General features: G+C 72.8%; 12 protein-coding genes and 1 pseudogene. All 13 read left to right on the top strand.

The annotated features are described in order from the left end of the window. Window positions 1-138: pseudogene (locus ACFYSH_RS31585) on the top strand (ectoine hydroxylase); the annotation flags it as partial. A 559-nt stretch (window positions 139-697) separates the two neighbouring features. Further along, the gene (locus tag ACFYSH_RS31580; RefSeq protein ID WP_359471676.1) at window positions 698-937 is read left to right on the top strand and encodes a phosphopantetheine-binding protein; all 240 of its coding nucleotides are present in this window, start codon (window positions 698-700) and stop codon (window positions 935-937) included. Continuing rightward, window positions 934-1,785, top strand: a complete 852-nt coding sequence (locus ACFYSH_RS31575; protein WP_359471674.1) for a siderophore-interacting protein — start codon at window positions 934-936, stop codon at window positions 1,783-1,785. Before ACFYSH_RS31580 ends, ACFYSH_RS31575 begins: the two co-directional genes overlap by 4 nt. A 104-nt stretch (window positions 1,786-1,889) precedes the next feature. After that, window positions 1,890-2,891 carry an ABC transporter substrate-binding protein gene (locus ACFYSH_RS31570; protein WP_359471672.1) on the top strand — a complete coding sequence of 334 codons (1,002 nt, stop codon included), beginning with the start codon at window positions 1,890-1,892 and terminating at the stop codon, window positions 2,889-2,891. Continuing rightward, complete coding sequence (locus ACFYSH_RS31565) at window positions 2,888-3,913, top strand: iron chelate uptake ABC transporter family permease subunit (RefSeq protein ID WP_359471670.1); 1,026 nt, start codon at window positions 2,888-2,890, stop codon at window positions 3,911-3,913. The genes ACFYSH_RS31570 and ACFYSH_RS31565 overlap by 4 nt, the downstream gene beginning before the upstream one ends. A gap of 50 nt (window positions 3,914-3,963) precedes the next feature. Then, window positions 3,964-4,905 carry an iron chelate uptake ABC transporter family permease subunit gene (locus ACFYSH_RS31560; RefSeq protein ID WP_359471692.1) on the top strand — a complete coding sequence of 314 codons (942 nt, stop codon included), beginning with the start codon at window positions 3,964-3,966 and terminating at the stop codon, window positions 4,903-4,905. Continuing rightward, the gene (locus ACFYSH_RS31555; RefSeq protein ID WP_359471668.1) at window positions 4,902-5,687 is read left to right on the top strand and encodes an ABC transporter ATP-binding protein; all 786 of its coding nucleotides are present in this window, start codon (window positions 4,902-4,904) and stop codon (window positions 5,685-5,687) included. Before ACFYSH_RS31560 ends, ACFYSH_RS31555 begins: the two co-directional genes overlap by 4 nt. A 1-nt stretch (window position 5,688) precedes the next feature. After that, window positions 5,689-15,666, top strand: coding sequence for an amino acid adenylation domain-containing protein (locus ACFYSH_RS31550; protein WP_388756984.1), 9,978 nt, complete (start codon window positions 5,689-5,691; stop codon window positions 15,664-15,666). After that, the gene (locus ACFYSH_RS31545; RefSeq protein ID WP_359471664.1) at window positions 15,663-17,063 is read left to right on the top strand and encodes a DHA2 family efflux MFS transporter permease subunit; all 1,401 of its coding nucleotides are present in this window, start codon (window positions 15,663-15,665) and stop codon (window positions 17,061-17,063) included. Before ACFYSH_RS31550 ends, ACFYSH_RS31545 begins: the two co-directional genes overlap by 4 nt. Before the next feature lie 39 nt (window positions 17,064-17,102). Next, complete coding sequence (locus ACFYSH_RS31540) at window positions 17,103-17,870, top strand: alpha/beta hydrolase (RefSeq protein ID WP_359471690.1); 768 nt, start codon at window positions 17,103-17,105, stop codon at window positions 17,868-17,870. Continuing rightward, window positions 17,834-18,952, top strand: a complete 1,119-nt coding sequence (locus ACFYSH_RS31535) for an SDR family oxidoreductase (protein WP_359471662.1) — start codon at window positions 17,834-17,836, stop codon at window positions 18,950-18,952. The genes ACFYSH_RS31540 and ACFYSH_RS31535 overlap by 37 nt, the downstream gene beginning before the upstream one ends. A 77-nt stretch (window positions 18,953-19,029) precedes the next feature. Continuing rightward, window positions 19,030-20,616 (top strand): PfaD family polyunsaturated fatty acid/polyketide biosynthesis protein, encoded by a 1,587-nt coding sequence (locus tag ACFYSH_RS31530; protein WP_359471660.1) that lies wholly within the window; start codon window positions 19,030-19,032, stop codon window positions 20,614-20,616. Window positions 20,617-20,659: 43 nt separating this feature from the next. Beyond that, complete coding sequence (locus tag ACFYSH_RS31525; protein ID WP_359471658.1) at window positions 20,660-26,575, top strand: SDR family NAD(P)-dependent oxidoreductase; 5,916 nt, start codon at window positions 20,660-20,662, stop codon at window positions 26,573-26,575. Window positions 26,576-26,603 lie beyond the last annotated feature (28 nt).

Genomic DNA, 26,603 nt, shown 5'->3' with positions numbered 1-26,603 from the left:
GACAACATCACCCCGTACGCGCGCAGCAACGTCTTCATCGTCTTCAACAGCGTGGAGAACACGGCCCAGGAGCCCTTCGCGGCCCCGATCCGCCGGCCCGACTTCATCGGAGCACGCGACTTCGCGCCCATCAGGTGACGGCCGACGTCCGCTGCCGTCGCACCCCCACCGGCCGTGACCGCGCCGGTGGGGGTGCGTGTGCGCGCCCTCCTTGCCGGCGAAACCGTGACCCGCACCGCACCGAGGAGACCGACGGGCGTGCGCGGCCGAGGCCGACGCCCAGTCGGGTCGGCCACCGCCGCCGCGCCGTCTCCCCTGACCGGCGAGCGGAGTGCCCCCGCGGCCGGGGACGCCGGGGTGACGACGGCGCTGCCTGCACCACACCGAGCCCTGCCTCCCGGGGGCGATCCCGGGCCCTCTCCGGTGCGACGGCCGGCGCCCAGGGCGACGCGGAGGACCACGTCGTCCGACGGCGCGGAACCCGCTGAGACCTTCGCAGGGGGAAGAAGTGTCGGCGCGTCAGGCCGAGCGGCGTCATATCGGGGGTGAACGGTCCTGCGGTGATCCACTTTCTGGCGCCCGGCTCCATCAGGTCTTAGGTTAGGTTAGCCTCTCCTGTGCTGTGGCGTCGTGACCGTCACCTTCACCGTCGGTGCGCCGACCGCGCTGCCGGCAACCGCCCCTCAGGAGTCTTTCCATGAACCAGACCTTGTCGCCCGAACGTGTCCGCGCCGACGTCGCGGAACTGATCGGATGCGAACCTGCCGAGATCGAACCCGAGGAGAACCTGACCGACCTCGGTCTGGACTCGGTGCGGACCATGGTTCTGGTCGAGCGCTGGCGTGCCGCCGGGGCGGACACGCTGGAGTTCGCCGATCTGGCCGAGCAGCCCGAACTGGCCCACTGGACGCAGCTGCTGACGGGAGGGGCCGCATGAGCCGGGTCGATCACCGGGACCGGCACCTGGACCGGATCGCAGAGGTCCGGGCGGGCCTGCGGGCCGAGAAGGTGGGCTATCCCATCGGCATCCGGGAGACCGAGGTCGTACGTACCGTCATGGTCGGGGCCGGTCTGCTGCGGGTGACCCTGGGCGGGAAGGGCACCGAGGGGTTCGAGGCCCACTCGCCGGACGAACACGTGAAACTGCTCTTCCCGGAGGCGGACGGCACGCTGCGGCTGCCGGAACAGAACGGGACGATGCTGCGCTGGGCGGGCTCGGCGCTCCGCTCCCGCCAGTACACGGTGCGCCGTTATGACCCGGTCGCCGGTGAGATCGACATCGACGTCGCCCTGCACGACGGCGGCCTCGCGTCGGACTGGGCGCGTGAGGCCAGGCCGGGCGCCGTCATGCACCTCGCCGGGCCGCCCGGCGGGCTGATCGTCCCGCACTCCTACGACCGTTACCTGCTCGCCGGTGACCTGACGGCCCTGCCGGCGATCGCACGCTGGCTGGAGGAGCTGCCCAGAAGCGCCAAGGGCTGGGCCTTCATCGAAGTCACCGACCCCACGCAGGAGATCGCGCTGTCCGCGCCCGAGGGTGTCGAGGTGTGCTGGCTGCACAGCGCCGACCTTCCTGCGGGATCCGGTGACGCCCTGGCGCGGGCCGTGACCGAGGTGACGGTGCCTGAAGGGGAGCGGGTGTACGTATGGGTCGCGGGTGAAGCGGGACAGATCAAGCCGCTCCGCCGCTGGGTCCGGGACGAGTTGGGGCTGGAGAAGGCCGACCACGACATCACCGGTTACTGGAAGCGCGGTGTCTCCGACTTCGACGAGGACGGCCACTGACCGACCGGCGGCCCGGGCGGGGAGCGAGCCCGGCGTCGAAGCGGGGGTCCTGGCGTGAGATCATCAAATAAGGTTAGCCTTACCTAAATCACAGGGAGCGTTGCATGTCCATACGCAGAACGTCCGGCCTCGTCGGCGCCGTCTCGCTGGCTCTGGTCCTGGCCGGGTGCGGATCGTCGTCGGACGGTGAGGGGTCGGCGGCCTCGGACAAGAGCAGGACCCGGGGCTTCGCCGCCGACAACGGCAAGATCACCATCCCCGCCGACCCACAGCGTGTGGTGGCCACCGGCTACGCCGTGCCCGCCCTGATCGAGGCCGATGCCCCGCTGGTCGGGATCTCGTCGTGGAAGCGCGGCGAGCCGATGATGAGCAAGGAGGACCTGGCCGAGTACAAGAAGCTCACCAAGGTGGCGGGTGAGCAGGCCGCCGAGACCAACTACGAAGCCATCGCCGAGGCCGAGCCCGACCTGATCGTCATCGGTGTGCCCGCACCCGTGCTCGGCGACATCGACGTCAAGCGGCTGGAGTCCATCGCCCCCGTCGTGGCGATCGGCCCGAGCCTGCCGTCCGCGTGGCGCGACCTGTCCCGCAAGCAGGCCGACGCGGCCGGCGCCCTCGAGAAGTTCGACGCCGGTCAGAAGGCGTACGAGGCGAAGGCCGCCGAGCTGAAGACGAAGTACGCGGACGTGCTGCCCCAGCTCCGACTGGGACACGTCGGTGCGTACGGCGAGGTCGCCAAGGGCAACTTCCACCGGGAGTTCGGTGGCTCGTGGGGGACCAACATCACCGAGGACATCGGCGCGAAGTACTACGGCAAGGTCAAGAAGCCCGGCCCCGGGTCGAGCGCGGTCAGCGAGTACCCGTCCATCGAGGAACTCCCGGACGCGTTCGGCGAGGCCGACGCCCTGACATACTCCGTCAACGCCGACGGCAGCGTCTCCGAAGCGGTCCAGTACGTCCTCGACTCGAAGCTGTGGAAGAACCTGCCCGCCGTCAAGGCCGGCAAGACCTTCCCGATCCGCTACACCGAGGCCGCGACCTACGGGTCGGCCATGAACACTCTGGACGCGATCGACACGTCGCTCGCTCCGCTGCTGAAGCCGTGACCGTCGCGGGTCGCGCGTCCGGGCCGTCCGGAGCCGAGCGCACCGCCCTGCCGCAGATCGGCCTGCTCGTGGGCGGACTCGTACTGCTGGCGGCGGTCGCCGTGCTCAGCATGGGAATCGGCGCACACCCGGTTCCACCGGGCGAGGTCGTGCGCGCGTTGCTGAACTACCAGGGCACCGACGCGCACGTGATCGTGCGTGACGTACGGGGCCCGAGGGCGCTGCTGGCCGTCGCGGTGGGTGCCGCGCTCGCGGTGTCGGGCGCGCTGATCCAGACGCTGGCCCGCAACCCGCTCGCGGAGCCCGGCATCCTCGGCGTCACCGCGGGTGCCGGGTTCGCCATCACCGTGGGGTCGGCGCTCGGACTGGCCGCCGGGCAGGGGGGACAACTCGGCTTCGCGATCCTCGGCGCGGTGGTCACGGCGGTGCTGGTCGCCTCCGTGGGGCGCCGCTCCCCGCTGCGCCTGGTGCTCACCGGCGTGGCACTGACCGCGGTGCTGAGTGGTGTCGCCCTCGGCCTGCGGCTGATGCTCCCGGACGTCTTCGACATGTACCGCTTCTGGTCGGTCGGATCGCTGGCGGCCCGCGAACAGGCGCCGCTGGCACTGCCACTGGCCGCGATCGTGGTCTCCCTGTGCGGGGCGCTGCTGCTGAGCAGGGCGCTCAACGCCCTCGCGCTGGGCGAGAACGTGGCGCACACCCTGGGCGCGGGAGTCGGCCGGGTGCGGGGCGCCGCGCTGGTGCTGATCACCGTGCTCTGCGGGGCGGCGACGGCGGTGGCCGGGCCGATCCTGTTCGTCGGCCTGATCGTGCCGCACCTGGTCCGCAAGCCCGCGGCGGGTTCGGTGCCCTGGCTGATCCTCTACACGATGGTGCTGGGGCCCGTCCTGCTGCTGGTCGCCGACATCGGGTCGCGGGTGCTGCTGCCCACTGGCGAGGTGCCGGTCGGCATCGTGACCGCGTTCCTCGGCGGCCCCATGCTGATCTGGGCGGTTCGCCGTTACGGGGCGGGATCACTGTGAACACATACAAACCGAAGGTCGAACGCCGCACGACGGTACTGGTCGCGGTCATGGCCGCCCTGATGTCGTGTCTGGGCCTGGTCGGACTCTGTTACGGGGCGTCCTGGGCCTCCCCCGGCGAGGTGTTCGCCGTACTGACCGGCGCGGACCACTCCGTGGTGATCTCGGACTGGCGGTTGCCGCGGGTGCTGGCCGGACTCGTCTTCGGCGCCGCGCTGGGAGTCGCGGGGGCGATCTTCCAGAACCTCACCCGCAACCCGATGGGCAGCCCGGACGTCATCGGGCTCGACGCGGGCGCCTACACCGGTGCTCTGGTCGCCATCACCGTGCTGTCCGGCACGTCCGCCCAACTGGCCACCGGCTCCGTGCTCGGAGGGCTGCTCGTCGCGGCCGCGATCTATCTTCTGGCGTTCCAGAAGGGCTTCTCAGGACTGCGGTTGGTGGTGATCGGCATCGCGATGAACGCGATGGTGACCGCGATCAACTCGTGGATCGTGCTGCGCGCCGAGCTGGAGGTGGCCATCGCCGCCGTCGGCTGGAGCGCGGGATCGCTCAACGGCGTGGGCTGGGAAGACCTCGGAATCCCGTTCGCGCTGATCGCCGTGCTGCTGATCCTGATGACGACGCGGGCCCACGCCATGCACCAGGCATCGCTCGGAGACGCGGTCGCGACGACCACCGGCGTCGGGCTCAACCGGCTGCGGCTGCTCATGGTGCTGGTCGGCGTCGGCTGCACGGCCACGGTGACCGCGGTCGCCGGGCCGATCGCCTTCATCGCCCTTGCGGCCCCCCAGATCGGCCGCCGGCTTGCCGGTGCGGCCGGTGTGCCACTGCTCCCGGCCGCGCTGACCGGGGCGGTTCTGCTCCAAGGCGCCGACCTGCTCGCCCAGATGCTGCTGGCGCCCGTCGCGCTGCCCGTAGGAGTGGTGAGTACCGCGATCGGCGGTTGCTATCTGATCTGGCTGCTGACCAAGGAGGTGAGGCGCGCATGACCGCACGCCTGACCGCGCGGGAGATCACCCTGCGCTACGGAGACCGGGTCGTGTCCACACGGCTGAGCCTCGACGTCCCCGACGGCGCGTTCACCGCCATCGTGGGTCCCAACGCCTGTGGGAAATCGACCCTGCTGCGCGCGCTGGTGCGGCTGCTGCGCCCGGAGGCCGGGCACGTGGAACTCGACGGCCGCGCCGTCGGCGACTACGCGCCCAAGGCACTGGCCAAGCAACTCGGTTTCCTGCCGCAGGATCCGCTGGCCCCCGAGGACATCAAGGTCCGCCAGCTCGTGAGCCGGGGACGGTTCCCGCACCAGTCACTGCTGGCGCTGTGGTCGCCGCAGGACGAGGAAGCCGTCACCGGGGCGATGGTCGCCGCCGGCGTCGAGGACCTGGCCGGAAGACCGGTGCAAGAGCTGTCCGGCGGTCAGCGCCAGCGGGTGTGGATCGCCATGGTGCTGGCCCAGCGGACGCCCTACCTGCTGCTCGACGAACCGACGTCCTTCCTGGACATCACCCACCAGTACCAGCTGCTCAGCTTGCTGGCCCGGCTGCGCGACGAGGGCCGCACGGTGGTCGCCGTCCTCCACGACATCAACCAGGCCTGCCGGTTCGCCGACCATCTGGTCGCCATGAGGGACGGCCGGGTGGTTGCCGAGGGCGACCCCGGGGCCGTCGTGGACGCCGCGCTGATCAAGGACGTCTTCGACCTGCCGAGCGTCATCGTCCCCGACCCGGTGACAGGCACACCGATGGTCGTCCCCACACTGCAAGGAGAGTAAGTTGAGCACCGCAAGCGTGGCCTCGGACGGCCTTCTCGCCCTGACCCGCGCCCAGTTGGGTATCTGGAACGCACAGCGCCTGGAGCCGGACTCGCCGTACTACGTCGTCGGTGACGTCATCGAGATATCCGGCACCGAGCCGGTCGACGTCGACGCGCTGGTCGAGGCGGTCCGGGCCACCACGGAAGAGGCCGAGACGCTGCGCCTGCGCGTGTACGACACTCCGGAAGGGCCACGCCAGAGGGTCAGCGAGGAACCGGTCGAGCGGCCCGAGGTGCTCGACGTCAGCTCAGCACCCGATCCCGTGGCCGCCGCCCAGGCGCTGGTCGACGCAGAGCGGGCCCGGGCGGGAGAGGAATGCCGGGGGATGGTGGACCGGCCGCTCTACTCCCGGACGGTCATCCGGCTCTCCGACCGCGAGGTCTGGTACACCCAGCTCGGCCACCATCTGGTCTTCGACGGCTACACCGCCGCGATGCTCGCCCGCCGCACCGGCGCCCGCTACACCGCCCTGGTACGAGGCAAGGAGCCCGCCAGGTCGACCTTCGGCGCCTTCGCCGCTCTCGTCGCCGCCGACCAGGCGTACCGTGACAGCGACCGGTTCGCCGAGGACCGCGCGTACTGGGTGGAGCGGTTCACCCCGCTCCCCGACCTCCCCTCCCACGACGATCCCGGCACCGACGACGGTGTGCCGGACCGAACCCTGAGCGCACGCGCCGTCCTGACCCCCGAAGAGACGGCCCGGCTGCGGGAGTTCGCCGACGGCGAGGGCGTCACCTGGGGCGAGGCGCTGATCGCCGGGTACGCCGCCTTCCTGCACCGCATGCTGGCCCGCACCGATGTGGTCTTCGCGCTGCCGCTGATGTGCCGGGCGGGCTCCGTCGAGCTGCGAACCCCCGCCATGGCGGTCAACGTGCTGCCGCTGCGGGTGACCGTGCGCGCGGGTGACCGGCTCGGCGAGCTGAGCCGGCGGGTGTCCTGCGCCATGCGCGAGATGCGCGACCACCAGCGGTACAGGGGCGAGGACCTGCCTCAGGACCTCGGAGTGCCCGGCGCAGGCGCCCTGTTGCACGGACGCGGCATCAACCTCAAGGCGTTCGACCTGGCGATCGACTTCGCCGGGTCCGGCGGAGTGATGCGTAACGTCGCGGGCGGCCCTCCCGAGGACATGGGACTGAGCGTCCTGCCGACCCGCGACGGTGGGCTGCTGCTCGGCTTCGAGGTCGACGCGCGAACCCACGACCAGGCGGCCGTCGACAGTCTGCTGGCCGGGCTGCGCACCCTGCTGACCGCGCTCGTCGACGGACGGCCCGTCGGTCGGATCGCCATGACGGACGATGTGGACGGCCTGATGGCGGCCTGGTGCCCGCCCGCGCTGCCCGGCACTCCGGTGGACGTGCCCTCCGCGTTCGACGCGATGGCCGCCGCCGGTCCCGGGCGCACCGCTCTCGTCTGCGGAGACGAGCGACTGAGCGCGGCGGACCTGGCGGGCCGGGTGCACCGGCTGGCCCGAGCGCTGCTGGCCCGCGGGATCGGGCCCGACGACGTCGTCGCCCTCGCCCTGCCACGTTCGGCCGACTCGGTGACCGCACTGCTGGCGGTGATGGACGCGGGCGCCGCCTTCCTGCCGCTGGACTCCGCGTACCCGCCCGAGCGGCTGCGCGATCTGATCGACGACACCCGCCCCGCGCTGGTCGTGACCGACGGCACGCTCGACGGGCTGCCGTGGCAGACCCTGCTCGGCGAGGCCGAGGGCCTGTCCGGTGCGCCGCTGACGGCTGACGAGCTGGCCGCGCCCCGGCACCCCGAACACCTCGCCTACGTGATCCACACCTCCGGGTCGACCGGACGCCCCAAGGGCGTACTCGGCCGGGTGGGCGGCCTGGCCTCGCTGCTGCACCACCAGCGGTCCACGGTCGTCGCGGAGGCCGAACAGGCCGCGGGCCGACGCCTGCGCGCCGCGCACACCTACTCGTTCGCCTTCGACTCCGCCTTCGACCACCTGGTGTGGCTGCTGTGCGGGCACGAACTGCACGTCTACGACGCGGAGACCATCCGCGACGCCGACGCCCTGCTCGCCGCATACGACCGCGACGGCATCGACATCGTGGACACCACCCCGTCGATGGCTCTGCCGCTCGTCGACGGCGGCCTGCTGGACCGGCGGCCGACCCTGCTGGTCCTCGGCGGAGAGGCCACCCCGCCCGCCCTGTGGCGGCGGGTCGCCGAGTCGGGGACGACCGCGCGCAACATCTACGGGCCGACCGAAGCGACCGTGGACAGCACCACCGCGCGGATCGACGACGGCGAGCCGGCGATCGGGCACCCGCTCGCGGGCACCCGGACCTATGTGCTGGACAGCGCGCTGCAGCCGGTGCCCCCCGGCACGACGGGCGAGCTCTACCTGGCGGGCCCGCACCTGGCCCGCGGGTACCTCGGCAGGCCCGGAGCCACCGCCGAGCGCTTCGTCGCCGACCCGTTCGGTGCGGCGGGGGAGCGGATGTACCGCACCGGCGACCTGGCCCGATGGGTGCCCGGCCGGGGTATCGCGTACGGAGGCCGGGGCGACGGACAGGTCAAGATCCGCGGACACCGGGTCGAGACCGGCGAGGTCGAGGCCGCCCTCGCCGCGGTCCCCGGGGTCACCGCGTCGGCCGCCAGGGTGCTGTCGTCCCGGCTGATCGGCTACGTCGTGTCCACCTCGGTCACCGGTGACGAGGCGCGCGCGCACCTCGCCGAGAGGCTGCCCGACCACCTGGTGCCCGCGGCGGTGGTCGTGCTGGCCGGGCTGCCGGTCACGCCCAACGGCAAGCTCGACCGCGCCGCCCTCCCGGCGCCCGCGGCAGCCGGCGGCGGCCGGGAGCCGCGCACCGAGCGGGAGCGCCTGCTGTGCGCCGTACTCGCCGAGGCGTTCGACGTCGAACGGGTCGGTGTGGACGACGACTTCTTCGCCCTCGGCGGGGACAGCATCACCGCGATCACCGTCAGCAGCAGGCTGCGGGCCGCGGGCCTCGGGCTGCGGCCGCGAGACCTGCTCGCCCGCCGCAGTTTCGCCGCACTGGCCGCCTCCGCCGAACTGCTGGAGGACGTGCCCGAGCCGTTCGACGACCCGATCGGGTCCGTGCCCGCGCCGCCGATCGTACGAGGCCTGCTCGACCCGCACCCGGACGTCGACGTCGTCGCCGGGTACGCGCAGTGGACCGCCCTGAGCGTCGACACCCTGGACCACGACGACCTGGTCGCCGGCACGCAGGCCGTGCTCGACCACCACGACGCCCTGCGGCTCCGGGCGGACGACGGTACGGAGGTGCTGCCCCGCGGTGCGGTACGGGCCGTCGTCGACGAGGTCCGCGGCGAGGACGTGACCGCTCTGGCCGGGCGGCTGGCGGGACAGCTCGACCCGAGGGCCGGCGATCTGGTGCGGGTTGCCCTGCTCCGTACCGGCGACGGTACGCCGGACCGGCTGGTCGTCGTCGTGCACCACCTCGCCATCGACGGTGTGTCCTGGCGTGTCCTGCTGCCCGACCTGCACACGGCCTGCACGGGCGGCGCCCTCGACCCGGTCGGATCGTCCTGGCGGCGGCACGCCCTGCTGCTCGCCGGCATAGGGGCGTCCGGCGCGCGACGGGGCGAACTCGACCACTGGCGGGCCGCGCTCGCCTCCGCCTCCCGGCTGGGCGCCCGGCCGCTGGACCCGGCGCGCGACACGGTCGCGACCGCCCGTCGCTCGGTCACCGTGGCCTCGCCCGAGGTCACCGAGGCACTGCTGACGACGCTGCCCGCGGCGTACCGCGCCGGAGTCGACGAGGTGCTGCTGGCCGCACTCGTCCTGGCCCTGCGTAACTGGGGCCTGTCCGGAGACGAGGTGACCGTCTCGATGGAGGGCCACGGCCGCGAACACCTCGACCTGGCCCGTACGGTCGGCTGGTTCACCAGCGAGTACCCGGTCCGCGTGCCCACCACCGACGACGTGGGCCGTGCGCTGCGCGCCGCCAAGGAGGCCAGGCGCGGCGTCCCCGACGGCGGTGTCGGTTACGGCGTCCTGCGCCACCTCGACCCGGAGGCGGCCGCCGAACTCTCGGCGACCCCGCCCCCGGACGTCCTGCTCAACTACCTCGGCCGCTTCGCCCCGTTGACCGCGAGCGGATGGCGTCTGCCGGAACACGACGCCTTCTCGGTGACCGAACCCCCCGCCAAGGCACTGGAACAGGTGCTGGCCCTCAACTGCTTCGTCCACGAGGAGGGCGCGCCGCGGCTCGCCGTCGAGTGGACGGCGGCGACCGGAGTCCTGGGAACCGACGTCGTAGCGGCCCTGCAGACGGCCTGGGCCGAGGCCCTGGACACGCTGGCCACACACGCGCTCCACACCACCGGCGGGCTCACCCCGTCCGACCTCCCTCTGCTCGACCTCGACCAGAGCGCGATCGACGCCCTCGAACGCACCGGCCGCATCGCCGACGTACTGCCCGCCACCCCCCTGCAGGTCGGACTGTCCTTCCACACCCTGGTCCGTGACGCCGAGGAGACCGACGTCTACGTCGTCCAGGCCGTGACCACCCTGATCGGCGAACTGGACCCGGACCGCATGGCCGAGGCCGCGCGCGAGCTGCTGCGCCGCCACCCGGCCCTGCGCGTGTACCTGGGCACGGCCGGCGACGAGGTGGTGCAAGTGGTCCCGGCCGACATCTCCCTGGACTGGCGGGCGGACGACCGGTTCCCCGAAGCCGCCCGCGTCGACCTCGAGCGCCCCTTCGACCCGAACCGGCCGCCGCTGATCCGCTTCCTGCTGTCCCGCGTCGGGCCCGCCGAGCACAAGCTGGTGATCACCAACCACCACGCCCTGCTCGACGGCTGGTCGATGCCGCTGGTCGGCCGCACCCTGCTCGCCCTCTACGCCGAGCTGAGCGGCGGGCCCGCCGCGCCCACCGCTCCGCCGCTGTCGGAGTACTTCCGGTGGCTGGCGGGCCGGGACCGGGAGGTGTCGCTCGCCGCGTGGCGGGACGCCCTCGCGGGCGTCGACGAGGCGACGCGGCTGGCACCCGCGGTCACCGGGGGGACCGGCATCGAGCGGCCGGGCCGGGAGACCGTCGGCCTGGGCCGCGAGTTCAGCGACCGGCTGCGCGCGTTCGCACGCGAGGAGGGCGTCACCCTCACCACGGTGCTCCAGACGGCGTGGGGGCTGCTGCTGGGCAGGCTCACCGGGCGCCTCGACGTCGTGTTCGGCTGCCCGGTCTCCGGCAGGCCCGCCGAGGTCGACGGAGTGGAGTCGATGATCGGTCAGCTCGGCACCACGATCCCCGTACGCGTCCGGCACACCCGGGACACGACCGCGCGTGACCTCATGGCGCAGGTGCACACCGAGAGCGTCGCGCTGGCCGAGCACCACCACGTCGGTCTGCCGGAGATCCAGCGTGCGACAGGCATCGGCGAACTCTTCGACACCATGCTGGTGATGGAGAACTTCCCGCTCTCCAGCCGGAACCGCACCCCGCTCGCCCCCGGGCTCGACCTCGCGGGGGTGGACATCACCGACGCCACCCACTACGCCCTGACCGTCATAGTGATCCCCGGCGACGACATCACCATCGGCCTCGGCTACCAGCCGCGCGCCTTCGACGCGTCGACCGTGCGCGACTACGGCCGCTGGCTGCACCACCTCCTCCGGGAGATCGTCGACGACCCGGCGCGGCCCGCCGTCCGGCTGCCGGCGCTCGACCCCGGCGAGCGGGACCGGATGCTGCGCACCGGCACCGAGATCGTCGCCGCGAAGGCCCGCGGCCACTGGCTGGAGGAGTTCGCCGCCTGGGTGGGCCGCAAGCCCGACGCCGAGGCCCTGGTCTGCCGCGACCGCAGCCTCACCTACGCCGAACTGGACCGGCAGGCCAACCGGCTCGCCCACGCGTTGATCGCACGCGGCGTACGGCCTCAGGACCCGGTCGCGGTCCTGCTCGGACGCGACGTCGAGATGACCGTGGCCCTGTTCGGCGTGGCCAAGGCGGGCGCCGTGTACGTACCCATGGACGCGAGTTACCCGCGCGAGCGGCTCGCCTACATGTTCGACGACATCGCCCCGGCCGCCGCCGTGACGACCGGCGCCGAACTGCCCGTGGCCCGCGACGTCCCCGTGCTGCGGCTGGACGACCCGGCCACGCTCGCCTCGGCGCCGGACACCGACCCCGCCGAAGCGCGTGCCGCACTCACCGAGGACGCGCTCGCCTACGTCATCTACACCTCCGGAACCACCGGGCGGCCCAAGGGCGTCGGGGTGACCCACCGCGGCGTGCCCGACCTCATCGCGCTCCAGGAGGAGGTCGTCGGCATCACCGAGCACGACCGCTACCTGCACTTCGCGTCGACCAGCTTCGACGTCGCGTTCTGGCAGACCATGGTGCCGCTGCTCTCCGGCGGCACGTCCGTGATCGCCCCCGAGGAGGTGCGCGTCCCCGGCGACGAACTCCTCGACTACATCGCCGAGCACCGGGTGACCGGGGTGAACCTGCTCCCCTCGTTCCTGGCCGCGATGCCCGACGACCGCACCGTCGACCCCGACGTGTTCTTCGTCGTCGGCGCCGAACGTCTCGACCCGGAACTGGCCCGACGCTGGGGCCAGGGCCGAAGGGCGCTGTTCAACGCCTACGGTCCGACCGAGGTCACGATCAACTCCACGACGTGGCGGTACGACCCGGACGACGCCGGGCCGTTGCCCATCGGCCGCCCGGATCCCGACGTCCGCGCCTACGTGCTCGACGGCGGGCTCCAGCCGGTCGGCGTCGGCGTGACCGGCGAGCTGTACCTCGGCGGGCCGAGCCTGGCTCGCGGTTACCTCGGCCGTCCCGGGCTGACCGCCGCGACGTTCGTCGCCGACCCGTTCGGCCCGCCGGGGGAGCGCCTCTACCGCACGGGCGACCTCGTGCGGTGGCGGCCCGACGGACAGCTGGTGTTCCTCGGCCGCGCCGACCACCAGATCAAGATCCGTGGCTTCCGGGTCGAACTGGGCGAGATCGAATCCACCCTGACCGGCCACCCCGACGTACGCGCCAGCGCCGTGATCATGCGGGAGGGCCGGCTCGTCGGCTACGTCATCCCGACCGACGACGCCGACCTGGACACCGTACGACTGCGCGCGTACCTGGCGGAGCAACTGCCCGACCACATGGTGCCGACGGCGCTCGTCCCGCTCGACCGGCTGCCGCTGGGCCCCGGCGGCAAGCTCGACGCCTCGGCACTGCCGGCTCCCGAGACCACGGCGGAGGCGCGGCGTGAGCCCTCCACCGAGGCCGAGGCGGTGCTGCTCGGCGTGTTCCGCGATGTGCTGGGCACCGACGACATCGGCCTCGACGACGACTTCTTCGCCGTCGGCGGCGACAGCATCGTGTCGCTGCAAGTGGTGTCGCGGGCCCGGCGCCACGGGCTCGGCCTGAACGCACGCGACGTCTTCGAAGGGGAGACGGTCGCCGGGACAGCCGCCCGGGCCCGCGACCTCGACGGCGCCGAGGCACCCGCCGTCGGCGACGCGCCACTGACCCCGGTCATGCGGGACCTGCTGCGCCGCGCCGGCGCCGCCGCGGACGGGTTCTGCCAGTGGGTGGAGATCTGCGTCCCGCCGGGGGGCGACGAGACGGTCTGGCGGACCGTGCTCGACGCGCTGCTCGCCCGGCACGACGTGCTGCGGGCACACCTCGCCGGCGACGTGCTGCGCATCCCCGCCGTCGGCGCGGTGACCGGGGCCGACGTACTGACCCGCGTACCGGTGGACGGCGACCTGCGGGCCGCCGCCGACGCCGCGACCGCGGCGGCCCGGGAGGCGATGGACCCGCGCACCGGTCCGCTGCTGCGTGCGGTGTGGGTGGACGCCGGGCCGGACCGGCCGGGCCGGCTCGTCCTGGTCGCCCACCACCTGGTCGTCGACGGAGTGTCCTGGCGCGTCCTGCTCGACGACGTGGAACACGCCCACTCCGGTGGAGCGCTGGTCCGGCACGGCCAGTCGTTCCTCGGCTGGGCGCGTTCCCTGCGCGACGCCGACCGGCGTGCCGAACTGCCGCACTGGCAGCGGATGAAGGCCACCGAGGCACTCGCCCGTCCGCTCGACCCCGCCAGGGACACCGTGGCCACCGCGGCGCACCACGAGATCCGGCTCGACGCCGACGCGACACGCGCCCTGATCACGACCCTGCCCGCCGCTCACCGAACCACACCGGACGCCGTCCTGCTGACGGCACTCGCCCAGGCGGTACGGGCCTGGCGGCGGACGCCGCGGCTCCTGGTCGCACTCGAGAGCCACGGCCGCCCGCGGCAGGTCGACCTGTCCCAGACCGTCGGCTGGTTCACCGCCGTGCACCCCGTACTGATCGACGCCGACGACGACGTGCAGGCGGTCAGGGAGCGGCTCCGCGCACAGGGCGACGGCCTCGGCTACGGCGTCCTCACCGCCGCGGGTCTGCTGGATCCCGTGGAACCGGAGGTCGCCTGGAACTATCTCGGCCGCTACCCGGGCGCCCCGGTCCAGGAGACACCGTGGCAAGCACCCCCGGACGCCGATCCGCTCGGATCGGGCGGCTCCGACGCGATGCCCCTGCCCCACAGCCTCATGGTCAACGCCCTCGTACGCGACGACATGCTCGGCGTCCGGATCACCTGGTCCTCCGCACTGTTCACCGCCGCCGAGATCGAGGACCTGGCCGAGCACCTGCGGACCGCGCTCCTGCGCACGGCCGCCGCACCGGAGATCGCGCAGCTCGGCCCCGGCCGCCCGGTCGCCGAGGTGCAGCCGCTCACCCCGTTGCAGGAGGTGATGCTGCGGCACTCGCGCAGCGAGCGCCCCGACCCGTACACCGTGCAGTCGGCGTTCTCCCTCGCCGGCCCGCTCGACATCGACGCCCTGCGCGCGGCGGGCGGCGACCTGCTGGACCGCCACCCGAACCTCGGCGCCGTGTTCCCCGCCTCCCTGGCGGTGATCCCCATCTCGCCCCGGCCTGACTTCCGCGTGACCGACGGCCCGGCCGATGAGGTGCTGGCCGCCGACCTGGCCGAGTCCTTCGACCTCGGCCGGGGACCACTGGTCCGCCTGACCGTGATCCGGCTCGGCCCCGAGCGCACCGACCTGGTCCTGACCACCCATCACGTGCTCTCCGACGGCTGGTCCGCGCCGCGCATCCTCACCGAGCTGTTCGCCCTCTACACGGCCCGGGTCCACGGCGGGGCACCGGACCTGCCCGCACCCGTGCCGTTCTCCGGCTACCTGCGCTGGTGCGCCGACCACGAGCCCGACCTCTCCGCCTGGGCGGCCGAGCTGGACGGGCTGCCCGAGGGCGACTACCTGAGCAGCGGCCGGCCCGGTCCGCAACGGCCGGCACCCGAGGTCATCACGTTCGCCCCCGCGTTGGTGGCCGACCTCACCCACCTCGCCGCACGGCGCGGTCTGACCCGCAACACACTGGTGCAGGGCGCCTGGTCGGTGCTCCTCGCCCGGCGCTCGGGCCGCACGGACGTCTGCTTCGGCGCCATGGTCGCCTGCCGCCCTCCGGAGCTGGAGGGCGTCGAGGAGATCATCGGACTGCTGGCCAACACCGTCCCCGTCCGCGCGCGGCTCGAAGGCACCCTCGCCGAGACGCTCGCCGCCCTCCAGGCCCGGCAGCGGGCCCTGGTCGAGGACCAGCACGTCGCCCTGTCCGATCTGGAACGCCTGACCGGACGGCACAGGCTGTTCGACAGCATGGTGGTGTTCGAGAACTACCCCGTCGACCCGGAACGCCTGCGTGAACCCGCCCCCGGGCTCACGGTCGTCGGCACCCGCTTCCGTGAGGCCACACACCACCCGGTGACCCTGACGGTCATGCCGGACGGTGACGGCTGGACCGGGGTGCTCGCCCACCGGGCCGGCGCGGACGCAGGCGGACTCGCCGAGGAACTGCTCGACCTGCTCCGCACGCTGGACGAGCACCTCGACGACGACGTGCACGCCCTCCTGGAGGACCGATGACCGGGGCCGTCGCACCGCCCGTCGAGAGGGTGGACCGGGACCTGCTGCGGGTCGCGTTCATCCTGGTGCTCGGCACCTTCATGGCCACGCTGGACGGCACCATCGTCAGCGTCGGCATCGACGCCCTGACCGACGAGTTCGACGCGTCCGTCGCGGAGATCCAATGGGTCACCACGGCCTACCTGCTGGCCGTGGTGACCGCCGTGCCCGCGTCCGGCTGGCTGGCCGACCGGTTCGGCGGACGGCGGACCTGGCTCGCCGCCGTGGGTGTGTTCCTGCTCGGCTCCGTCCTGTGCGCGCTGGCCTGGTCCGCGACCAGCCTGATCGTCTTCCGGGTGATCCAGGGCCTCGGTGGCGGGCTGCTGCCCGCGACCGGGCAGGCGCTGCTGGCCCGCGTCGCGGGGCCCGGCCGCACCGGGCGGGTGATCAGCGTGGTCGCGGTCGTCCCGCTGCTCTCACCCGTGTTCGGCCCCCTGGTCGGCGGCTCCGTCCTCGGCGTGGCGTCGTGGCCGTGGCTGTTCCTGATCAACCTGCCCATCGGTGGGATCGCCGTGCTGCTCGCCCGCCGCTACGTGCCCTCCGTGCCGCCGTCGACGCGGCGGACACCGTTCGACCTGCGCGGGGCCCTGCTGCTCTCGCCCGGCCTCGCCGTGCTGGTGTACGGACTGACCGAGGTGGCCCAGGGCCGTACCCTCCCGGCCGTGACCGGTGTGGCGGTGGGGCTTGCGATGCTGGCCGGCTTCACCGTGCACGGGCTGCGGACCCGCCGCACCCCGCTGGTCGATCCCAGGCTGTTCGCCCGGCCGCCCTTCGGCGCCGCCGCCGTCGCGCTGCTGGTACTGGGCGCGTCGGTGTTCGGCACGACGTTCCTGCTGCCGCTCTACTTCCAGACGAGCCGGGGGCTGTCGCCGTGGGAGGCCGGGCTCCTGCTCGCCCCCCAGGGGCTGGGCGCGGCCGCCGGGTCGGTCCTGGTCAACCGCACCATCGACAAGGTCGCGCCGCGGACCCTGGTGGTGACCGGCATCGTGCTGATCCTGGCGGGTACGGTTCCGTTCACCCAGCTCGGCCACGACGTCCCGGACGCCGCGATCGCCGTGGCACTCGCGGTCCGCGGCCTCGGGATGGCGATGGTCGGCGCGCCCGTGATGAACATCGTCTACAGCCGCATCGAGCCCGAGCAGCTGCCCCGCGCGTCGGGCGCGCTCAACCTGCTCAACACGGTGGGCGGTTCGGTGGGCACGGCAGCCCTCGCCGTGGTCCTGGAGAGCCGGCTGTCCGCCCGTGGCCAGGACGTGGCCTGGGCGTTCGCCGACACCTTCTGGTGGGTGCTCGGCTTCTGCCTGCTGGCCGCTGCCGGGGCCACGAGACTGCCCCGGACCCAGGCCGGGAAGCGATGACGCGCCCCCGGACGTGAGGGGCCGCACTGCCCTTGCCTCATCCGGGCCCGCCCCGCCGACGGGGCCCGGCTCCTGCGAGCAGCGGTCTACGCCGTACCCGACGGCTCCCGCCCCCTGACCGTCGATCTACGGCTTCCTGAGAACGCCCCCGGACCCGTGCCGCTCGTCGTCATCGTCCACGGCGGGGGCTGGCGCACCGGGCCGCGCGACGACCTCGGCCCGCGCTTGCGCCACTGGCAGCCGGGCCCCTTCGCCAGGCTCGCCCAGGCCGGCTTCGCCGTCGCCTGCCCCGAGTACCGCCTCAGTGGCGAAGCCTCCCACCCCGCCCAGGCCGACGACCTGGCCACCGCACTCGGCTGGCTCACCACTCGCGCCGACGACCTCGGCGTGGACACCGGCCGGACCGTGCTCTGGGGAGAATCCGCCGGCGGACACCTCTCGGCGGGATCTGAGCCACCGTCGGCTGTACGAGAGGCCCGCGGCGGGGTGCCGCCGGGTATCCGCGCGCCGGCGCCGACACCCTCAGGCACCGCCGTCGCCGAGCCTGCCCTGCCGTCGGTGCTCGACATCAGCCTCCCCGCAGCCGGAACGTTGGGCCGAACGGGTGAAATTACGTCAACGCTTCGGCCATGCCGTTTCCCAGGACACGGACCGGGGGTTGTCCACTGCGGTAGGCCGACCGGGGCGGTTCACGGGCGACTCCACCGGTTCCGCGGTTCCCCGGCGAGGCGACCGCATCTCCGTTCTCTGCACTTGGGGGGTGCTGAAAAGTGCGAGTCGCTCTTACCGGGGCCACCGGGTTCCTAGGACTGCGTCTTGTCCGGCAACTGCTGCAACACCACGACTCGTTGACAGTCCTCGCGCACGCCGGGTCGGGCGGCGCGCTCGGGCGGATCACGCGGTTCATGGAACTGTCCGATGCGCCCGCCGGGCTTATATCGGATCTGCCCCGCCGGCTGCGCGTCGTGGAGATCGACCTGGCCCGGCCCGGACTGGGCCTGCCCCCCGACAGGTTCCGGCACCTGGCGGACGAGCTGGACGTGATCTGGCACAGCGCGGGCAACATCAACCTGGACGACGACCTCGCACATCTGCGCCGGATCAACGTCGAAGGAACCCGGAACGTACTGGAGCTGGCAGCCGCAGGCAGCCGCCGGCCGCTGGTCCACCACATCGGCACCGCCTTCGTGGGCGGGGCGCGCCGCGAAGGCGTCGTGTACGAGGACGAGCTGGACAACCGGCACGGATTCGAGAACAGCTACGAGCAGTCCAAGTACGAGGCCGAAGTCCTGGTGCACGACTGGGCGCGGAGCCACGGGCGGCCGGTCGTGATCATGCGGCCGAGCGTCCTGGTCACGGACCTGCCACCGCACCCTGAACTCCCGCCGCACCCCCTGCAGTTCCTCGCACGGATCGTGCGGGCCTCGATACGTGACAGCGGCTTGGCCCTGGGAGGGATTCCCGAGGCACACCGCCCGGTGGTACGGATGGCGGGCCACCCCCAGGGGCATCTGAACCTGCTGCCCGTGGAACACGCGGCCTCCGTCATGGTCCGGCTGGCGAGCCACCCGCCCTCGGGACGGGTCGATGTCTACCACGTCGTCCACGACCACGACGTCGCGAACACGGTCCTCACCGCGCTGCTGGAGCGGATCGCCCCGGTGAAGGTGCGGCTCGTCGCGAAGAAGCCCGACGACCCGGGTTCACTGGAGGCGACCGCGGATCTCTATCCCGGCTTCACGCCGTACCTCAGCCATCGCCGTCGCTTCGACGACACCCGCGTGCGGAACCTGCTGGGCCCACTCGCGTCCGGGATCCGGGTCGATCTCGACTACCTGACCGCCGGAATCGGTCCACGGCTGACCACGGCGCCCGCGGAAGCACCCTGACTCCCACCGTCCCCCCGCGCGGGGGCGGGCCACCCCACCACACGCTGTCCGGCCACTTCCCGAGGGGAAACCAGCCCTTGTCCGTACTGACATGTCCTGACGGCGAGGCCGTCAGCGCCCCGCCGGTCTTCGCGCCGGAGCAGATCGCCTCCTGCGTCCGGCAGATCCGGAAGCACGCGCACATCGTCACCGGCCCCACCGGCCGGGAGCTGGGCCTCGTGATGGGGCCCCGGCCCGCGGGCGACCTCGTCGGCACACTGCCACCGCTGTATCCGGAGTGGCTGGGAGGGCGGACCTTCTGCGAGGCCCACGGCGTCCGTTTCCCCTATGTGGCCGGGGAGATGGCGAACGGCATCGCCACCACGCGCATGGTCGTGGCGATGGCCCGGGCCGAGATGCTGGGATTCTTCGGCGCCGGTGGCCTCGGCTACGCCGAGGTGGAGCGAGCGGTGCGGGAGCTGGCCACCGAGCTGGCCGGCATGTCGAACTGGGGGGTGAACCTGATCCATTCGCCGAGTGAACCCGATCTCGAGTACCGGGTCGCCCAGATGCTGCTGCGCCACTCCGTCCCCTGTGTCTCGGCGTCGGCGTACATGGAACTCACACCCGCCGTCGTGCTGTGCTCGGCCTCGGGGCTGCGCCGGGGACCGGACGGGCAGATCGTGCGGCGTACCCGGGTCTTCGCCAAGGTGTCACGACCGGAGGTCGCGACACGCTTCCTCTCCCCGGCGCCGCCCGACCTGCTGCGTGACCTGGTCGAGCGCGGAGAGCTCACCGCGGAGGAAGCCGAGCTGGCCGCGCTGGTACCCGTGGCCGAAGACCTCACGGTGGAGTCCGACAGCGGTGGCCACACCGACAACCGGCCCCTCGGCGTCCTCCTGCCGCGCATCCTGGCCCTTCGGGACGAGATCGCCCGGCGCTGCGGGCACACGCGGGCCGTCAGGGTCGGCGCCGCCGGCGGGCTGGGCACTCCGGACGGGATCGCCGCCGCGTTCGCACTCGGCGCGGCCTACGTGCTCACGGGGTCGGTGAACCAGGTCGCCGTGGAAGCGGGGATCTCCGACGACGCGAAGGCGATGCTGGCCGATGCCGACATCGCCGACGTGACCATGGCCCCGGCCGCCGACATGTTCGAGCAGGGCGTCAAGCTCCAGGTCCTGCGCAGGGGGACCCTGTTCGCCCAGCGCGCGGGCCGTCTCCACGAGGCCTACCGGACCCACCCCTCCCTGGAGGACCTTCCGCCGCCGCTGCGCGCCACGCTCGAACGGGACGTGTTCAGAGCGTCTCTCGACGAGGTGTGGGAGCGGACCCGGCGTTTCTGGCAGCATCGCGACCCTGCTGAGACGGACCGCGCGGAGAAGGACCCCCGGCACCGCATGGCACTGGTCTTCCGCTGGTACCTGGGGAACTCCAGCCGGTGGGCGATCACCGGGGACACCACCCGGCGCAGCGACTACCAGATCTGGTGCGGTCCGGCGATGGGCGCGTTCAACCGGTGGACCGCAGGCAGCTTCCTGGCATCCCCGGCCGACCGCTCCGTGGTGCAGATCGCGCTCAACCTGCTCGAGGGCGCCGCCGTGTCCACCCGCGCCCACCAGCTCCGCACGTTCGGCGTGCCGTTGCCGTCCTCGGCGTCCGTCTTCACCCCGTGCCGCCTCGCCTGACCGCGCTCCCGGCACCCCACCGACCAGCAAGGAAGTGCAGAGCATGACCGCCTCTCGTCCCCGACAGGTACCGATCGCCGTGGTCGGCATCGGCGCTCTCATGCCCGGCGAACACGGTGCCGACGGATTCTGGAGAACGGTCGTGACCGGCCGTGACCTGATCACCGACGTACCCGCCGCACGCTGGCTCGTCGAGGACTACTACGACCCCGACCCCGCAGCGCAGGACAAGACCTACGCCCGGCGGGGGGCCTTCCTGTCCGATGTCGGGTTCGACCCGATGGCCTTCGGCATCCCGCCGAACACCCTCGGCGCGACGGACACCGTGCAGTTGCTCGCCCTCACCGTCGCCGAGCAGGTCATCGCCGACATCGGCGGGCTCCGGGGGACGGACCGCGACCGTGTCTCCGTGATCCTCGGGGCAGGTGCCACGGAGCTGCTGACGCACATGACCGCGCGCATCCAACGCCCGGTCTGGCTGAAGGCCCTCCGGGAGAACGGCATTCCCGAGGACGAGGCGCAGGCCGTCTGCGACAGCATCACCGACCACTACGCGCCTTGGCAGGAATCGACCTTTCCGGGGATGCTCGGCAACGTCATCGCGGGCCGGATCGCGAACAGGTTCGATCTGCACGGCACCAACCACATCACCGACGCGGCGTGCGCCAGCTCCTTCGCCGCACTGTCCACGGCGGTGAGTGAACTCTCCCTCGGGCGGGCCGACCTGGTGATCAGCGGAGGCGTCGACGCCTCCAACGACGCCGGCACGTTTCTGTGCTTCTCCAAGACGCCCGCCCTCTCACCCAGCGGTGACTGCCGCCCGTTCTCGGAGGCCGCCGACGGGACGATGCTCGGCGAGGGCATCGCCATGTACGCGTTGAAGCGACTGGCGGACGCGGAACGCGTCGGCGACCGGGTGTACGCCGTCGTCCGCGGGATCGGCACCTCGTCGGACGGCAGGAGTGGCGCGATCTACGCGCCACTGCCCGAGGGACAGGCCCGCGCGCTGCGACGTACCTACGAGGACGCCGGCTACGGCCCGGAGACCGTCGAGCTGGTGGAGGCGCACGGCACCGGGACCGGTGCGGGGGACGCCGCGGAGTTCGCCGCGCTGCGCCAGGTCTACGAGGAGTCCGGCCGCGAGGACGGGCAGTGGTGCGCCCTCGGCTCGGTCAAGTCGCAGGTCGGGCACACCAAGTGCTCCGCAGGCGCCGTCGGCCTCCTCAAAAGTGTCCTCGCCCTGAGCCACCAGGCCCTACCGCCGATGATCAAGGTGGACCGCCCCGACCCCGCGATGCGGATCGACGACAGCCCGTTCTACCTGAACACCCGAGCACGTCCATGGGTGCGTTCCCCGGACCGACCGCGTCGGGCCGCCGTGTCCAGCTTCGGCTTCGGCGGCAGCAACTTCCACGTCACCCTGGAGGAGTACACACCTTCCACCGGTTCCGGTGCGCGTGCGGCGCGGCGGACCAGGACCGCCCCCACCGAACTGGTGCTCCTCAGCGCCCCGTCGCCGGCCGTCCTCCTGGAGCGGAGGCCGGACAGCGACCGGCCGCTGTCCGAGTTCGCACGGGAGAGCCAGCGGGACTTCCGCGTGAGTGATCCCGTACGTCTCGCGATCGTCGCCGCACACGGCGACGACCTGTCCGGCAAGCTCGATCAGGCCTACGCACTGATCGGCAGGCAACCCGACGCGGACTTCTCCTCACCGACCGGTGTCCACTACGCCACCGGTGCGGCCTCCGTCGGCCGGATCGGGTTCCTCTTCCCGGGACAAGGGGCTCAGTACGTCGGCATGGGCGCGGACGTGGCCATGCTGTCCCCGGCCGCCCAGGCGGTGTGGGACCGGCTCGGGACCAGGGAGTTCGGCCGTCGCCAGCTGCACCGCGTGGTGTTCCCGCCGCCTGCCTTCGGTGACGGGGAACGGGCCGCTCAGCAAGCCCTCCTGACCGAGACGGAGTGGGCGCAGCCCGCTCTTGCGGTGCACAGCCTCGCGCTGATGGAGGTGCTGCGCGGTCTCGGTCTGGAGCCGGACTGCGTGGCAGGCCACAGCTTCGGCGAACTGGTGGCGCTGCACGCGGCGGGCGTACTGGAATCCGGGGCCTTGGTGGACCTGGCCCGCAGGCGCGGGGAGCTGATGCGCGAAGCGGCGGCCGTGCCGGGCGCCATGCTCGCCGCGGCGGCCGGGCGCGCCCGGATCGAGGACGTCATCGCCGGCTCCGGCGTCACCGACGTGTGGCTGGCCAACCACAACGCCCCGGCCCAGACCGTCATCTCCGGCGCCTGTGGGACGGTCGAGGTCATCGAGCGGACGTTGACCGCCGAGGGGATCACCACGCGGCGGCTGGAAGCCGCGACGGCCTTCCACAGCCCGGTCGTCGCCCCGGCGAGCCGACCACTTCTCGCGTACCTGCGCGGAATCGAGGTCGGTGAGCCCCGGCTCGAGGTCTACGGCAACGCCGACGCGGCGGTGTATCCGTCCACACCCGAGGAGATCCGGGGCAGGATCGCCGGTCATCTCGCCTCACCCGTGCTGTTCAGCGACCAGATCGAGGCCATGTACACCGCGGGAGTGCGGACGTTCGTCGAGGTCGGCGCCGGTGACACGCTCACGGGGCTCGTCACGCAGATCCTCGGTGACCGTGAACACCTGGCGGTCGGCCTGGACCGCAGGGGACGTCACGGAGTCACCTCCCTGCAGGACGCACTCGGCCGGCTGGCCGTGCGGGGCGTCCCACTCGACCACGACGACCTGTGGGCGCCCTACGCACCACCCGCAGCAGCAGCCGAGGAGCACAAGCCCAGGATGACCGTGCAGATCAACGGCAAGAACCAGGGGCGGGCCTACCCGCCCGCCGGCGGAGCCGGCGCCCTTCCCGCGCCGAACCCGCCGCGCAAGACCGACGTACCCCCGCCCGCCGTACAGATCCCCGCCCCGACAGCCGCCGTTCCCGCGGCCGTCGAGCCGACGCACGTCGAGCCCGCGCACATCGCCCCCGGCGTACCCCCCGCGACTCCCGCGCCCGCGGCAGCCGGCACGGACGCCGACTGGTTCGCCGTGATCGACGCCATGCAGCGCTCAACGGCACAGGCCCATGAGGCATGCCAGCGCATGCTGACCGACAGTCACATGGCCTATCTGCAGATGACGGAGACGACCTTCAGCGCGATGCTGGGCGTGCAGGGGAGCGTGGGTACGGGTGTCCCCGTCCCACCCGCCTCTCCCACCGCGCCGACGGTCCTGCCCGCTCCGCCCGGGACCGCCGTGGTGACCATGGCCGCCGCTCCACCCGTGGTCACCGTGGCCTCAGCGGCAGCGGCTCCCGTCGTGCTTCCCCAGCCACCGCCCGTCCAGGCGCCACCCGCTTCCACCGCACCCCGAAGGATGTCCGCGGACGAGTTCGAGGAGTCGCTGCTCTCCGTGGTGGCGGAGCGGACCGGATACCCGGTCGCGATGCTCAACGTGGACATGGAACTCGAGTCGGACCTCGGGGTGGACTCGATCAAGAGGGTCGAGATCCTCTCCGCCATGCGGGAGCGCGTCGGTGACCACAGGGACGGGCAGGTGGGAGAGCTCCTCAAGCTCCGTACGCTACGACAGATCGTCGAAGCCTTCACCACCGCCACGATCGCTGAGGACAGCGCGGGCCCTGCCGCGAGGCCCGAGGCGAACGAAGGGCTCCCCGCCGCCCCGCACGAGCACTCCGGAGCGGCGGAACTCACCAGGCTCGCCGTGCGCACGGTCGGCATCCCCGCACCCGGACTGACCCTGGCCGGTCTCGGGGACGAACCGATCGCCGTGACCGAGGACGGTGCGGGAATCGCGGAGACGGTGGCTGCCCGGCTGACCGACCACGGCTTCCGGGCCACCGTCGTGTCCAGCGTCCCCTCGGACGCACGAGCGGTCGTGCACCTCGGCGGCCTCGCGCCTGTCGACACCCCCGAGGCGGCCCTGGAGTTCCAGCGCGGGGCCTTCGAAGCGGCGCGGTCGGTGGCGGCGCACTTCACCACCGGCGGCGGGGTGTTCGTGGCCGTGCAGGACACCGGCGGCGACTTCGGTCTCCGCGGCAGTCAGCCGGAGCGGGCCTGGCTCGGAGGTATCGCCGCGCTGGCCAGGACCGCGGCCAAGGAATGGCCCAGGGCCACGGTGAAGGTGATCGACTGCGAGCGCGGAGGACGTGACGCGACCGCCGTCGCCGCAGCGATCGTGGAAGAACTCCTGCACGGCGGACCGACGGCGGAGGTCGGCCTGCGCGCGGACGGCACCCGCACCACCCTCGTCGCGGTTCCCGCACCGGTGGAGCCGGGACCGGCCACGAACATCGGGCCGGACTCGGTCGTCGTGGCCACCGGGGGAGCCCGTGGAGTGACAGCGGCGGCACTGCTGGACCTCGCCAGGGCGCACCGGCCCCGCATCGTGCTGCTCGGCCGCACCGAACCAGCCGAGGAACCGCCGGGGCTGGCGGCGGCGACCGACGAAGCCGCACTCACCCGGGCCCTCGCCGAACGCTCCGACGCGTCCGCTCCGGCCGCGATCGGTGCGGAGGCCCGAAGGATCCTGGCGGCCCGCGAGGTCCGGGCCACCCTTGCGGCCCTCGAGAGCGCCGGCTCCCAGGTCCGGTACGTGCCGGTGGACGTCCGGGACGGCGGAGCGGTGCAGGGCGTGCTGCGGGAGGTACGCCGCGACTGGGGGCCGGTCACCGCGATCGTGCACGGCGCCGGGGTGCTGGCGGACAAGCTGATCGCCGAGAAGACCGACGGCCAGTTCGACCAGGTCCTGGCCACCAAGGTGGGCGGCCTGCGCGCGCTGCTCGCGGCCACCGAAGACGATCCGCTCGACACGATCGTCCTGTTCTCCTCGGTCGCCGCCGTCTTCGGCAACGCCGGGCAGAGCGACTACGCCATGGCCAACGAGGTCCTCGACCAGGTGGCCTGCGCCGAAAGCGCCCGGCGGCGCGACTGCCTGGTGCGCTCCATCGCCTGGGGACCGTGGCAGGGAGGAATGGTCACCTCCGCGTTGGCCGCGCACTTCGGCCGGTCCGGTGTGCCGCTCATCCCCGTCGCGCGAGGCGCCGCTGCCTTCACCACCGAACTGGGTGCTCCGGGCGCCGGCACCAGGGTGGTCATCGCGGCAGGGGGCGGTCCGGTCACCCCGGCAGCCGGCACCGACCCGGTCGCCGCGCAGGTGCGCGTCAGCGCGCACAGCCATCCCTACCTCGCCGACCACGCGGTCGCCGACGTCCCCGTCCTGCCGGTGGCGGTGGCCCTGGACCGGTTCGCCGCGGCCGCCGCGGTCTGGCGCCCGGACGCCGGTCACCTGGTGCTCCGGGACCTCCGCGTCTTCAGCAAGGTCACCTTGCCGGACCTGGAGGGCGCGGGTCACCGGCTCACCCTGAACGGCCGCCGGGCGGCGACCGGTTCCCCCTCGGCGGTGGAGGCCGAACTCGCGGGGCAGGAGGGTACTCCGCACTTCCGGGTCCAGATGGACTTCGAGGCGAGCCCGCCGCGACCGGAGCACTGGGACACCCCCGAGGGCCTCACCGCCCCGCTGAGCACCGGCATCTACGACGGCCGGGTGCTGTTCCACGGCCCGCGCTTCCACGCCCTCCGTTCCGTCCACGGAGTCGGCGCGGACGGAGCCGAGGCGACGGTGACCGGCCTGACCGGGCTCGGCTGGGGCGACGGCCACTGGCAGCTCGACGCGGCAGCCATGGACGGTGCTCTGCAACTCGCGCTGCTGTGGGCGGACAACGCGCTCGGTGACGCCACGCTGCCGATGGCGGTCGCGGAGTGCCGGGTGCACCGGCGCGGTCCCGTCCAGGACACCGTGCGGTGCGTGGTGCGGGCCAGGAAGGTGCACGACACGGGAGCACGCTGCGACGCGGCGCTCATCGACGCGGACGGGTCCCCCAGGGTGGAGCTGCTCGGCGTGGAACTCGTACGACGCCCCTCCTGACCCGCATCGCCCGGATTCGTACGTGTTC

Origin of the sequence: Streptomyces sp. NPDC005791 (genome assembly GCF_042871485.1) — a bacterium.
GTDB lineage: Bacteria > Actinomycetota > Actinomycetes > Streptomycetales > Streptomycetaceae > Streptomyces.
The sequence above is the reverse complement of the archived record's forward strand: the minus strand, read 5'-3'. Positions and strand labels throughout refer to the sequence as shown.

Bases quoted from the DNA above. Each gene is read 5' to 3' on its own strand.
- ACFYSH_RS31580 (WP_359471676.1), top strand. From the start codon at position 698: ATGAACCAGACCTTGTCGCCCGAACGTGTCCGCGCCGACGTCGCGGAA.
- ACFYSH_RS31570 (WP_359471672.1), top strand. From the start codon at position 1,890: ATGTCCATACGCAGAACGTCCGGCCTCGTCGGCGCCGTCTCGCTGGCT.
- ACFYSH_RS31525 (WP_359471658.1), top strand. From the start codon at position 20,660: ATGACCGCCTCTCGTCCCCGACAGGTACCGATCGCCGTGGTCGGCATC.
- ACFYSH_RS31575 (WP_359471674.1), top strand. From the start codon at position 934: ATGAGCCGGGTCGATCACCGGGACCGGCACCTGGACCGGATCGCAGAG.
- ACFYSH_RS31545 (WP_359471664.1), top strand. From the start codon at position 15,663: ATGACCGGGGCCGTCGCACCGCCCGTCGAGAGGGTGGACCGGGACCTG.
- ACFYSH_RS31555 (WP_359471668.1), top strand. From the start codon at position 4,902: ATGACCGCACGCCTGACCGCGCGGGAGATCACCCTGCGCTACGGAGAC.
- ACFYSH_RS31560 (WP_359471692.1), top strand. From the start codon at position 3,964: ATGGCCGCCCTGATGTCGTGTCTGGGCCTGGTCGGACTCTGTTACGGG.